Genomic DNA, 12,040 nt, shown 5'->3' with positions numbered 1-12,040 from the left:
CGGTTGGGCCGGCCCGCGAGCGCATCCTCCCCAAAGTTGGTTGAGCCGGCCGGCGAGCGTCAGCGAGCCAGCCGAGTCGAAACCAAGGCCTCCGTGGCCGGGTCTGTCACTCAACCACCGGAGTGGTTTCGACACGGGCCACTCCTTCGTCGCGGCCCGGCTCAACCAGCTTTACCCCTCCAAAGCCGGTTGAACCGGCTGTGTCGAAACCACATGGTTCGCGGAAAACCTGCTGATCGGTGTTCGTCCGCGAACCTTTTAGAATCCTCACATGACCCGAATCGACGTGTGGTTGTGGAGCGTGCGGCTTTTCAAGACCCGTTCGCTGGCGACGAAGGCCGTCTCCGGCGGGCACGTCCGGCTCAACGGCGATCCGGTGAAGGCCGCCCACGCGGTCAGGCCCGGGGACCGCGTCACCGTGAAGGAACCCGGCTGGACGCGGGAGTTCGAGGTGGTGGAGCTGCTGAGCAAACGGGTCGGTGCGCCCATCGCACGGAAGGCCTACGTCGATCACTCCCCCGAACGCCCCGCGTTCCTCAACGTCCCGGTGGCCAGGCGCGACCGCGGCGCAGGCCGCCCGACGAAGAAGGACCGCAGGGCCATCGACAAACTGATGGGGGCGGGGGAATGAACGTTTTCCCCCGACCCCGTCAGCCCAGGTCAAGAAACCGTTACTGATCCAGTTCCCGGGTGTCGATTTCCACGATCTCGTCGCCCAGCGCCTCCAGCAGGCGGTGACGTTCCTCGCGCCGCTTGCGCTGCTCGATGGGGTCCGGGACGGGCGCGGCCGCCAGGAGACGCTTGGTGTACTCCTCCTGCGGGTCGAGCAGCACCTGCTGCCGGTCGCCCTTCTCGACGATCTTGCCGTGCTGCATCACGACGACCCGGTGGGCGAGGGAGTCGATGACGGCCAGGTCGTGGCTGATGAACAGGCACGCGAACCCGAAGTCGCGTTGGAGGTCGGTCAACATGCCCAACACCTGGGCCTGCACCGAGACGTCGAGGGCCGAGGTGGGTTCGTCGGCGACCAGCAGGTCCGGGCTCAGCGAGAGCGCGCGGGCGATCGAGACGCGTTGCCTCTGGCCGCCGGAGAGTTCGTGGGGATATCGGTTGAAGGCGCTCTTCGGGAGTTCGACGGCATCCAGCAGTTCGTAGACCCGTTTCTGCCGCGACGCCTTGTCCCCGACCCTGTGCACCTCCAGTGGCTCGGAGATCACGTCGCCGATGGGCAGACGCGGGTTGAGGGATGCGGCCGGGTCCTGGAAGATCACCCCGATGCGGCGCCGCAGTTCCTTCAGGCCCTTTCCCTGCGATGCGCGCTTCGAGCTTCCGTGAACCAGCTGCTGACCGAGCACCTTCACGTTGCCCCCGGCTGCTGGGATCAATCCCAGCAGCGCCCTGCCGATGGTTGATTTCCCGGAACCCGACTCCCCCACCAGGCCGACGATCTCGCCGCGTTTGACGTCGAAGGTGACGCCGTCAACGGCTCGGAACGGCTTCTTGCCGGTCCGCTTGTACTCCACGACCAGTTCATTGACGTCGAGTGCCGATTCGGCATTCTCGGCGACGTCGTGCGGCGCGGAACCGAACTGGCCGTGTCCCGCACCCAGGTGCGGCACCGCGTCCAGCAGTTTCTTGGTGTAGGGATGCTGCGGATTGAGGAGGACCTCCTCCGCGGTGCCGCGTTCGACGATGTTGCCCTTGAACATCACCGCGACCCGGTCGGCCATGTCCGCCACGACACCCATGTTGTGGGTGATGAGCAGGATTCCGGTGTTCAGCTTCTCCTTCAACGACCTCAGCAGGTCCAGGATGTCGGCCTGCACGGTCACGTCGAGGGCCGTGGTGGGTTCGTCGGCGATGATCACCTCGGGATCACATGCCAGGGCCATGGCGATCACCACGCGTTGCCTCATGCCGCCGGAGAGCTCGTGGGGGTACTGCTTGACGCGTCGTTCCGCGTTCGGGATGCCGACGGCTTTGAGCAGATCGATGGCCTTCTGCCAGGCGACCTCGCCGTGGGCGACGTTGTGCACCTCCATCGATTCGGTGAGCTGCTCACCGATCTTGATGACCGGGTTGAGGGCGGTCATCGGTTCCTGGAAGACCATGGCGACGCGGTTGCCTCGCAGGCCGCGCAGTTCCCGCGGGTTGAGCTTCCCGACGGTCTTGTCCGCCACCATTGTGTCGCCGGTGATGCGTGCCGTCTTGGGCAGTAGGCCGAGGGCCGTGGTGGCCGTCACCGACTTGCCGGAACCGGATTCGCCGACCAGGGCGACCACCTCGCCGGGTTTGACCACGAGGCTGACGCCCTTGACGGCGTGGACCCGCCCGAACTCGGTGCGGAAGTTGACGTCCAGTTCCTGGAACTGGAGCACGGGCTCGGTCTCCTGGGTGGGGGGTGTTGTCTCATTCACTTCGGTGCTCATTTGTTTCTTTCCCCTCAGTCCATCTGCTGCCGCGGGTCGAAGGCGTCGCGCAGGCCGTCGCCGATGAAGTTGACGCACAGCGCGATGACCAGGATGAACAGGCCCGGCCACCAGAACAGCCAGGGTCGGGTGTCCATGGCCTCCTGGTTCTGGGAGATCAGCAGGCCCAGCGACGATTCCGGTGCCCGCACACCGAAGCCCAGGTAGGACAGTGCGGTCTCCAGCAGGATGGCCGAGGCGATCAGCAGCGTCGAGTTCACCACGATGGTGCCGATGCAGTTCGGCAGGATGTGCCGGAAGATGATGCGCCAGTTCGAGGTGCCGATGGCCTTGGCGGCGTGCACGAATTCTCGCTCCCGCAGCGAGAGCACCTCGCCACGCACCAGGCGCGCCATTCCGGTCCACACCACGAGACCCAGCACGCAGGCCAGGACGTAGATGTTCGCGCCGTCGACCATGCGGCCCAGCACTGCGGCCAGGACCAGTAACGGAATGATGATCACCAGGTCGGTGGCCCGCATCAGGATGGACTCGACGCGTCCCCGGAAATAACCGGCGGCGCCGCCGATGAGGGTTCCGATCGCAGTGGCGATCAGGCCGACCATGAAGGCGATGATCACGGACTTCTGGGTGCCCTGCATCACCAGTGCGAAGTAGTCCTTGCCGATGGTGTCCTGCCCGAAGGGGTGCTCGCCCAGGGTGAACGGCCAGAACCGCAGGGTGGGTTCTCCATTGGGGCTGCCCTGGGGGAAGGGGTAGAGGTCGACGTGGTTCTTCGGCCACCATCCCGGCAGGAAACCCACCCCCGTGGATGTGAAGGCGAGCAGGATAACCAGGATCAGGATGGCGCTGGCGACCATCGCTCCCTTGTGGTGCAGGAAGCGGCGCCACACCAGCGAGCCCTGCGAATAGGACTTGCCGCCCGCCTTGTCGAGGTCCTCGTCGAGGTCGTAGTCGACCGATTCCGGGGCGTTCTGCTCCGGGGTGGTCTGCTCGGAAGTGGTCTGATCGGACATTATTTCCTCGGATTCTTTGGCGCTCATCGGGAGATCCTCGGGTCGAGGAAGGCATAGGCGAGGTCGGCCAGCATGTTCATCACCACGGCGGCCGTTCCGGTGACCAGGAAGAAGCCCATCACCCGCATCGGGTCGGCTGCCTGCAGACCTTCCTTGAACAGGGTGCCCATGCCCTGCCAGGCGAACACCGTCTCCGTGATGACGGCACCGCCGATGAGATTGGCGAAGTCGAAGGCCACGATGGTGGCGAGCGGGATCAGGGCGTTGCGCAGCGCGTGCCGGGTGATGACCTTGCGCTCGGAGACGCCCTTGGAACGCGCGGTGCGGATGTAGTCCTGGTTCAGGACCTCCAGCATCGAGGCCCGCGTGTAACGGGTGTAGGAAGCGATCGAGATCAGGGTCAGGGCGATGGTGGGCAGCAGCAGGTGGGTGAGGCCGTCGATCGTCTCACCCCACCACGTGGTCTCCAGGTTCGGCGTGGAAGCCCCGATGGTCGAGATCGGGCGGCTCACCTTGGCCAGGTAGGCCGCCCAGTTGCTGAGCAGCAGATCGATCAGCGCAGCCAGGGAGGCGAGCAGCCCCGTGATCGCCGAGGCAAAACTGGCCTGGCGTCTGGAGAAACCGCCCAGCAGCTGACCCGCCGCGATCCCGGCCCCGATGGCGACGACCAGCAGGCCGAGCAGCAGCGGAATGGAAGGGGTCTTCATCAGGACCCCGCGCAGCACGGAGTATCCGACGATGCTCACCAGGGCGGTGGCCCCTACAGCGTTGCGCACCTTCTTGTTCTCGAAACCGCTGGTGAGCACGATCATCAGGGCCCCGATGCCGATCACCAACAGGATGTAGACCGGGATGCCCACCGCGGGGCGGCGGAACCAGCGCACCGCGTCGAAGTAGACCATGATCGCGGCGAAGCTCGCGGCCAGGATCCCGAAGGTGATCAGGCGCCGCTTCCACGGGCCACCGACGACCGCCGCGACGATGAAGGCGAGCACCAGGGCCGTGACCACTATCGCCAACGGTGTGAAGCGGGCCTTCTCTATCCAGTTGTTGAAGTCGATTGCGGCGTACTGCTTCAGCAGCACCGCGAACCAGAACACCGGGAGGGAGAAGAACACGAAGGCCATCATCGTGATGGCGTAGTCGAATCCGCTGTACTGCCGGATCGCGGTCAGGATACCCAGGGTGACACCGGTGACGATGGCCAAGCACGTGGCCAGGATCACCAACCGGATCGAGACCCCGGCCGCCGACGCGATCAGGGCGTTCACGGACTGGCCGTTCGATGCGGTGCCCAGGTCACACTGCCCGTACAGGCACTTGGCAGCTCCTCCGAGCCAGTTCAGGTAACGCTCGTACCAGGGCTTGTCGAGCCCCAGGAGGAGGGTGCGCTGACGAATCAGGTTGTCCCTGTTGGGCGAGTTCGATTCACGCAGATCCGCCAGCGGGTCGCCGGCGTTGATCACCAGGATGAACATCAGCAAGGAGCCCAGCAGGAGAACCAACAACGAGATTCCCAAGCGTTTGGCAATGTACTTGATCACGAGAGTTCCTTTTCAGGAGGCTGCCGGGCCAACGCCCGGCTGACCCATAGCGCCAGATAATAGAGCACTCCGAGGCAACCCTTCGCTCGTCGTGGTCCAGGTTTTGGGACACTCAGTCCCTCTGTGAAGGCCGAGGGGGTGGATGGCCGCGGCCATCCACCCCCTCGGTCGGGATCGGGGCAGATCAGTTCTGCGTCAGCGCATCTGCCACTGGAAGGCGTTCCAGGACACCGTGGACTGGGCCGCCGTGACCCTCACGTTGCCCACCTTGGAGTTCCACGCCACCACCCCGGGATGGGAGTAGAGCGGGATGTTGAACAGCGAATCCCACAGCTCCTTCTCGATGGTCGTGATCTGCTCCACCTGCTCCTTGGAGTCGAGGGTGTTGGTCAGCTTGTTCCAGGCCTGGTCGACCGTGGCGTTGGAGTACTGGCCGTAGTTCTGGGGCCTGCCGGTCGCCTGGATGTTCTGGCCGGTGGTGAGGAGTCCGGAACCGGACCAGGCGTATAGCGCCACCTCGTAGTCGCCCTTGACGATCGCGTTCTCGAAGAAGTCCTGGGCGGCTGCGTCCACAACCTCGAAACCGGCGTCCTTGCAGGAGGACTGGATGGCCGCGACGGTCTCCGTGCGCCGCTGGTTGCCGGCCTTGTAGCCGATGCGGACCTTGATCGGGGTCTGGACGCCGCTCTCCGCGACCAGCTGCTTGGACTTCTCGATGTCGACCTGGTCGTAGCGGCCGTCGTAGGACTTGGAGGTGACCTCCTGGTAGTTCGGCTGGAAGGGCAGGACCTCGCGGGCGTTCAGCAGCTGCGCGTCCTCCTTGATCGGCTTGATGAGCCGGTCGAGGATGGTCTGGCGCGGCACGCAGTGCGCGAAGGCCTCACGCAGCTTCTTGCCGCCCTGGGCGTCGGAGAAGACGTTGCTGTCGCGGAAGTTGAAGTCCAGGTGCTCCCAGGTCATCTCCGAGGTGGTGGCCACCTGGATGGAGGAGCCGATGCCCTGCAACCGTTTGACGGTGTCGACGGTGGCCTGCGGGCGAATCACGTCCAGGTCGCCGTTCTGCAGCGACTGCGACATCTGGTTGTCGGCCACGTAGGAGAACACCAGGTTCTTCGTCGCCGCCGGGGTGCCCCAGTAGTTCGGATTCGCCTCGAGGGTGAGGGTGGTGTCCTTCCAACCGCCCTGCTTCAGCTGGTAGCGGTTCGAGGACGGGATGAGGGATGCGTCGGGAAGCTGTCCGGGCTGGAAGATCCATCCATCGTTCCAGAACTTGGCCGCCGACTTCACGGTCTCAACGTCACGGTTCAGGATGGCCGTTGCCAGGGCGTTCGGCTCCAGCCCGGACTGCGTGGCCACGACGTGCGCTGGAAGGGGAGCGGACAGAACCGACTTGTAGTCCGGGTACTGTCCCTTGAACTTGATGGTGAACGTCTTGGAACCCGCCTCGCCCTGCGGGCCCTCGGGAACCTGCTCGGCGAAGGTCGTGGAGACGTGGTTGAAGACGGCCTCGGCGTCCTTGTTCTGCCCGTTGGCCAGACCCGGGACGAGGAACTCGGGGTTCTGGGCCGCCCAGTCCAGCAGGTAGTCGTTGATGGTGATCGGGGTGCCGTCGGACCACTTCGCGTTGTCGGCGATGGTGTACTTCACCTCGAGCGGATCCTGACTCACCACCTCGGATGTGCCGAACTCCTTGTCCTCGCAGACCGTGCCGTCGGTTCCGAAGTACCAGAAATTACCGAACATCTGGTCGGCCACCACCGAGTTGTAGGTGGAGTAGGTGGCGTTGGTGACGTTGTTGTACCCGCTCCAGTTTCCGGGGCCGGGGCTGTAGACCACCTGGCCGTCAGCGGTTTCCTTGATGCCCGCGTCGCGAATGCAGGGGTCGCCACCTCCGACGACGGTCTCGGCTGCTCCGGGGGTGCTGTTCTCGGTATCGGGATCCTCGCCGCTGGTGCAGGCGCCGAGCAGCAGTGCTCCGCTCACCAGCACAGCCAGGGCCGCCTTTGTTCCCCTGAACCTCATGTTTTCTCCTTGTCGTGAGCCGACATGCGGTCCCACTACAGGACCGGTTGGCATCGGACCCTAGTGGTAGCCGGAGTCATCACGCACCCCGGGGTACGGTTGTGAGACGGATTGTTACGTATCTGATACGTGGGAGCCCCTCATCAGACCATGGTCAGATCACGATCCGGGTGACCGGCAGCCCGGTCTGGGCGGAGAAGTCCAACGACGACGGGGGCAGCCCCGCACGCACGGCCGTCAGGCCGACGGCGGCGATCATCGCGCCGTTGTCGGTGCACAGCCCCGGCCTCGGACGCCGCACCGCCAGCCCCTCTTCGGCGGCCCGTTCCTCCAGCAGTCCGCGTAGCCTCGAGTTGGCGGCCACTCCCCCGCCGAGCAGGATCGTCCCCACTCCGGCATGCCGGGCGGCGTCGAGGGTCTTGGAGACCAGTACGTCGGCGACCGCCTCCTGGAAGCTGGCGCACACGTCGTCCATGGGAACCTCCCGCCCCTCCACCCGGGCGGTCTCCACCCAGCGCGCCACCGCGGTCTTCAGGCCGGAGAAGGAGAAGTCGAAGCGGTGTTTCTCAAGGTCGTGGCGCGCCGTGAGGCCGCGCGGGAAACGGATGGCCGTGGGGTCGCCGTCGACCGCGGCGCGGTCGATGACGGGGCCGCCCGGGTAGGGCAGGCCGAGCAGTCGCGCCACCTTGTCGTAGGCCTCGCCGGCGGCGTCGTCGATGGTGGATCCCAGTTCCTCGATGTCTCGGGCCAGGTCGCGGACGTGCAGCAGGGAGGTGTGGCCGCCGGAGACCAGCAACGCCAGGGCGGGCATCGGGAGGGGGCCGTGGTCGAGGAGGTCGACTGCGATGTGCCCGACGAGGTGATTCACCCCGTACAGCGGTTTTCCGAGGTGGGCGGCGAGCGCCTTGGCGGCGGAGATCCCCACCAGCAGAGCCCCCATCAGGCCGGGGCCGGCGGTCACGGCGATGGCGTCGACCTCCGTCAGGTCGATGTCGGCCGCGGCGACGGCGCGTCGCAGGGTGGGCACGAAGGCCGACAGGTGGGCACGGGATGCGATCTCCGGCACCACTCCCCCGAAACGCACGTGGAGGTCGACGGAGCTTGCGACCTCGTTGGCCAGCAGGTGGTCGCCGCGGACGATGCCGACGCCCGTCTCGTCGCAGGAGGACTCGATCCCCAGGATCAGCGGTTCGCTCATTGACTCTCCTCCGTCTCCAGCTTCTTCTCCATGACCACGGCGTCGACGCCCCGCCCGTAGTAGTGTCCGCGCCGGTTCACCGGGACGAACCCGGCCGCGGCGTAGAGCCCGATGGCCGCGGTGTTGTCGGAGGCCACCTCCAGCAGCACGTTTCCGGCCCCCTGCTCCGCGGCCCAGGCGATCCCGCGCCCCAGCAGCCTTCCCGCGATGCCCCGGCGGCGGTGTTCCCCCGCGACGACGATCCGGTCCAGGTCGGTGGTGTTCCCCGCGTGACGCCAGGAAGCGCAGGCGATCACGCCATCGGGCGCGGTCTCGGCCACCTCCACGAGGCGGCCGTCAGCACCGATCTCCTCCAGCCAGGAGGCCTCCGACCAGCGTTGCCGCGCCGGGAAGACCAGCTCCAGCCGGGCCAGCGCGGAGGCGTCGGCGGGCACGGCGGTGCGGATGATCATCGAGGCACCCTGAGGCGGGGCAGCGCCGACTTGCGGGTCCTCGGCACCGCGGCGTCCGCGGCCCGCAGGTAGAAGGGTTCCCCGTCGACGGACGGCAGATCGGCCCAGCGTGCCGCCAGCACTGCCGCGTCCAGGTGACGTGGCCCGGCCGGGTCGTCGAGGACCGGGCCGGCCGCGGGCAGGTCCGGGAGGGCCTCGGGGGCACTCACCCGGGGTTCGCCGACGCGGATCCCATCGCGGTAGAGCGCCCAGTAGAACTCCTTGCGGCGGGCGTCGGAGGCCACCACGAACTCGTCCGGCGCGTCCTGCCACTGGGCGGCTATCACGTCGAGGGAGCACACCCCGTGCAGGGGTCTGCCCGCCACCGCGGCCAGGGTGCGAACGGTCACGATCCCGACGCGCAGCCCCGTGAACGGCCCCGGCCCCATGCCGACGGCGTAGGCGTCTATCCCGGTCATGGCGATTCCGGCCGAGGCGCACAGGCGCTGGATCAGCGGGGTCAGGGCCTCGCCGTGGGCGCGGGTGTCGGCCACCACCTCGGAGGCGACGGGCTCACCGTCGCGGGCCAGGCCGACGGCCACGTGGTGGGAGGTGTCGATTCCCAATATCCAGGTCATGGGTTCCTCCTGAGGGCTTCCAGGGCACCGGCCCAGCGGGGACCGGTGCCGGTCAGGGTCACACGCCGGGCCTCGTCGCCGATCTCGCGGTCGATGTCGATCTCCAACCGCTCGTCGGAGAGCCATTCGGCGATTCCCTCGCCCCATTCGACGAGGGTCACGGACCCGGGCAGCGTGGCGTCGAGGTCGATGTCGGCCAGTTCGTCGGCGCCAGCCATGCGGTAGGCATCCACGTGCACCAGGTCCGGGCCACCGCCGCGGGAGGGATGGATGCGCGAGAGCACGAAGGTGGGTGAGATCACGGGGCCCTCGATGTCGAGTCCCTCCCCGATGCCCCGGGTCAGGGTGGTCTTGCCGGCCCCGAGTTCCCCGGTGGCGATGATCACGTCGCCCGCGCGGAGCAGGCCCGCCAGCTCCACGCCCAGGGCGTGCATCGCCTCGGGGGTGGGGACGGTGACGGCCACGGGCAGGTCGCGGCCGAGCACGATCCCGGCTGCGTTCTCCCGGAGCGGGCCGAAACCGTGCTCCCCCCACCAGCCGGCGAGCTCGGGGAACTCGCGGCGGCACAGCACCTCGACCCGTTTCAGACCCGCATCCACCGCGAGCGACACCGCCCCGCCGACCATGGTTTTCGCGATGCCTCGCCGGGTCTCGGTGGGAAGCACGGAGACCCGGCGCAGCGTGGCGACCTCCCCGTCGTGGGCGATCAGCAGGCAGCCGACCATGCGGTTGCCGTCGAGGGCGCACACCCCCCAGCCCTCGGCCAGGGCACGCTCCACGTCGGCGAGGGTGTCCGAGAGGGCGTCGGCGGGCGGGTCGACGGGTCGGCGGGCGGCGAAGGCGGTCCGGCTGACGCGCAGCATCCCGGAGGCATCTGCTGCGGTGGCCAGCCGCACCTGGATGGTCTCGGTCATGGCGGGCAGATTCTAACCCCGTTCGCGCCGGTGGCCGCGATCCCGGCGATCGCCACGCCGCCGGGGACCGCGGCCGCGACCCCCGCCGGGGCGGCGTCGCTGCTGGGGCCGGGGAGCGATCAACGCCTGGTAGTCGGCCTCCGTCACGGGAGCCCCCAGGCAGGGACGGGCGCCCGTGAGCGCGGCGAGTTCGTCGCAGCCCGGGGTCGCCTCGACCGGTTCGGTCCTGACGCCGGCCTGCCCCACGATCCGGCGCATCTGCTTGCGCTGATGGGGCAGGACGATACTGACCACTGCCCCCGCCTCGCCGGCGCGGGCGGTGCGTCCGGCGCGGTGAAGGTAGTCCTTGCTGGTCTTGGGCGGATCCACCTGGAGCACCAGGGAGATGTCGTCGACATGGATGCCACGGGCGGCGACGTCGGTGGCGACCAGCACGGGCACCTCGCCGCGTTTGAAGGCCGCGAGGATGCGGGCGCGGGCACCCTGGGTGAGACCACCGTGCAACGCCCCTGCCATCACCCCGGCCTCGCGCAGCTGCCTCGCGATGCGGTCGGTTCCCATCTGGGTACGGGCGAAGACCACGGTCCTGCCCTCCCGGTTCGCGATCTCGGCCGTGACCTGGTTCTTGTGGTGCGGGACCACGTGCAGCACGTGATGGCTCATGGTGGTCACCGACGCCTTGCCAGAATCCACCTCGTGGGTGACCGGATCGGCGATGTAACGCCTGACCAGCTCGTCCACCGCGCCGTCGAGGGTCGCGGAGAACAGGAGCCGCTGACCGTCCGCGGGAACGGCGTCAAGGATGGTGGTGACGGCGGGGAGGAACCCGAGATCGCTCATGTGGTCGGCCTCGTCGAGGACCGTCACCTCCACCTGGCTGAGGTCGGCGACCCCCTGCTCCAGGAGGTCGATGAGCCTGCCCGGCGTGGCGACCACCACATCCACGCCACGCTCGAAGGCCTTGATCTGCGGGCCGTAGGCCATGCCGCCGGCCACCAGGTACAGGCGGAGTCCCATCACGGTGGCCAGCGGGGACAGGTTGTCGGCGATCTGCAGGGCCAGCTCGCGGGTGGGGGTGAGTATCACCGCGCGCGGGGTGCCGGTGGGGTCGCCTGCGGCCAGGCGGGTCAGCAGCGGCAGCCCGAAAGCCAAGGTCTTGCCGGAGCCGGTGCGGCCCCGTCCGAGCACGTCGCGCCCGGCGATGGCGTCGGCGATGGTGGCGCGCTGGATCGGAAACGGTTCCGTGATGCCCTGCTGTTTCAGAGCCGCCACCATGGGGGCGGCCACGCCGAGCTCGGCGAAACCGGAGGCCGCGTCGTCATCGGTGACCTCCACCTCGACGGTGGCGGCCTCCCAGCTCATCTGGTCCTGCTCGACGGGGTCGAGGTCACGGGATTCCCGGAAGCGGCCGCGCCCCTCCCCGGATCGACGATCGTAGTGGCCGCGCCGCTCATGGTCGCGACGGCCGTACGGATGCTCCTGGCGGTCCCGCCGGGAACCACGGAACCCCCTCGGGCGGTCGTCGCGACGGAAGTCCCGGTCGAAGTCGCGATCCCGGCGCCTCCGGTCCTCCCCGCCGTCACGGTCGCCGCGGCGACGGTCACCGTCGCGGCCGCGGAAATCGTCGTGCTGCCGGAAGTCGTCGCGGCGACGCTCGACCCGGTCTCCCCGGCCTCCGCCCCGCCCCCACGAGGTGTCCCGGTCGTCACGCCACGCATGGCGGGAGCGGGCTCCTCCCCGCCGCTGCCCGGATCCTCGATCATCACGCCAGCCGCGGTCGTCACGGCGACTGCGATCCCCGTCGCGGTTTCCGTCCCGGCCGAAGCCACGGTCCTCGCGTCCCGGGCC

Annotated in this window: 10 protein-coding genes; 1 reads left to right on the top strand and 9 read right to left on the bottom strand. The window is 68.0% G+C overall.

Translation table 11 applies throughout. The annotated features are described in order from the left end of the window. The first annotated feature begins 271 nt into the window (after positions 1 to 271). Entirely contained in the window at positions 272 to 631 is a 360-nt protein-coding gene (locus E0E39_RS03745; RefSeq protein ID WP_130873547.1) for an RNA-binding S4 domain-containing protein, read from the top strand. Between the two features lie 40 nt (positions 632 to 671). On the opposite strand, the gene E0E39_RS03740 is transcribed toward E0E39_RS03745, so the two are convergent. The 9 genes from E0E39_RS03740 to E0E39_RS03700 form a co-directional block, all read right to left on the bottom strand. Further along, positions 672 to 2,429, bottom strand: a complete 1,758-nt coding sequence (locus E0E39_RS03740; RefSeq protein ID WP_130873546.1) for an ABC transporter ATP-binding protein — start codon at positions 2,427 to 2,429, stop codon at positions 672 to 674. 14 nt (positions 2,430 to 2,443) lie between these two features. After that, positions 2,444 to 3,472 (bottom strand): ABC transporter permease, encoded by a 1,029-nt coding sequence (locus E0E39_RS03735; RefSeq protein ID WP_130873545.1) that lies wholly within the window; start codon positions 3,470 to 3,472, stop codon positions 2,444 to 2,446. Continuing rightward, positions 3,469 to 4,989: an ABC transporter permease gene (locus tag E0E39_RS03730; protein ID WP_130873544.1), complete on the bottom strand. Its 1,521-nt coding sequence runs from the start codon at positions 4,987 to 4,989 to the stop codon at positions 3,469 to 3,471. Before E0E39_RS03730 ends, E0E39_RS03735 begins: the two co-directional genes overlap by 4 nt. 195 nt (positions 4,990 to 5,184) lie before the next feature. Then, positions 5,185 to 7,011, bottom strand: coding sequence for an ABC transporter substrate-binding protein (locus E0E39_RS03725; protein WP_130873543.1), 1,827 nt, complete (start codon positions 7,009 to 7,011; stop codon positions 5,185 to 5,187). A 154-nt stretch (positions 7,012 to 7,165) separates the two neighbouring features. Further along, positions 7,166 to 8,209 carry a tRNA (adenosine(37)-N6)-threonylcarbamoyltransferase complex transferase subunit TsaD gene (gene tsaD / locus E0E39_RS03720; protein WP_130873542.1) on the bottom strand — a complete coding sequence of 348 codons (1,044 nt, stop codon included), beginning with the start codon at positions 8,207 to 8,209 and terminating at the stop codon, positions 7,166 to 7,168. Then, positions 8,206 to 8,661 (bottom strand): GNAT family N-acetyltransferase, encoded by a 456-nt coding sequence (locus E0E39_RS03715; protein ID WP_130873541.1) that lies wholly within the window; start codon positions 8,659 to 8,661, stop codon positions 8,206 to 8,208. The genes tsaD and E0E39_RS03715 overlap by 4 nt, the downstream gene beginning before the upstream one ends. Continuing rightward, a complete protein-coding gene (gene tsaB, locus E0E39_RS03710) occupies positions 8,658 to 9,278 on the bottom strand; it encodes a tRNA (adenosine(37)-N6)-threonylcarbamoyltransferase complex dimerization subunit type 1 TsaB (protein ID WP_130873540.1) in 621 nt (206 codons plus the stop codon). The genes E0E39_RS03715 and tsaB overlap by 4 nt, the downstream gene beginning before the upstream one ends. Beyond that, positions 9,275 to 10,192 (bottom strand): tRNA (adenosine(37)-N6)-threonylcarbamoyltransferase complex ATPase subunit type 1 TsaE, encoded by a 918-nt coding sequence (gene tsaE / locus E0E39_RS03705; RefSeq protein ID WP_130873539.1) that lies wholly within the window; start codon positions 10,190 to 10,192, stop codon positions 9,275 to 9,277. Before tsaE ends, tsaB begins: the two co-directional genes overlap by 4 nt. Before the next feature lie 12 nt (positions 10,193 to 10,204). After that, positions 10,205 to 11,554, bottom strand: coding sequence for a DEAD/DEAH box helicase (locus tag E0E39_RS03700; RefSeq protein WP_207302537.1), 1,350 nt, complete (start codon positions 11,552 to 11,554; stop codon positions 10,205 to 10,207). Positions 11,555 to 12,040 lie beyond the last annotated feature (486 nt).

Origin of the sequence: [Pseudopropionibacterium] massiliense, assembly GCF_900607225.1 — a bacterium.
In the GTDB taxonomy this organism is placed as follows: Bacteria; Actinomycetota; Actinomycetes; order Propionibacteriales; family Propionibacteriaceae; genus Arachnia; species Arachnia massiliensis.
Note: the sequence above shows the minus strand (reverse complement) of the source record. Positions and strands in the feature narration are given on the sequence as shown.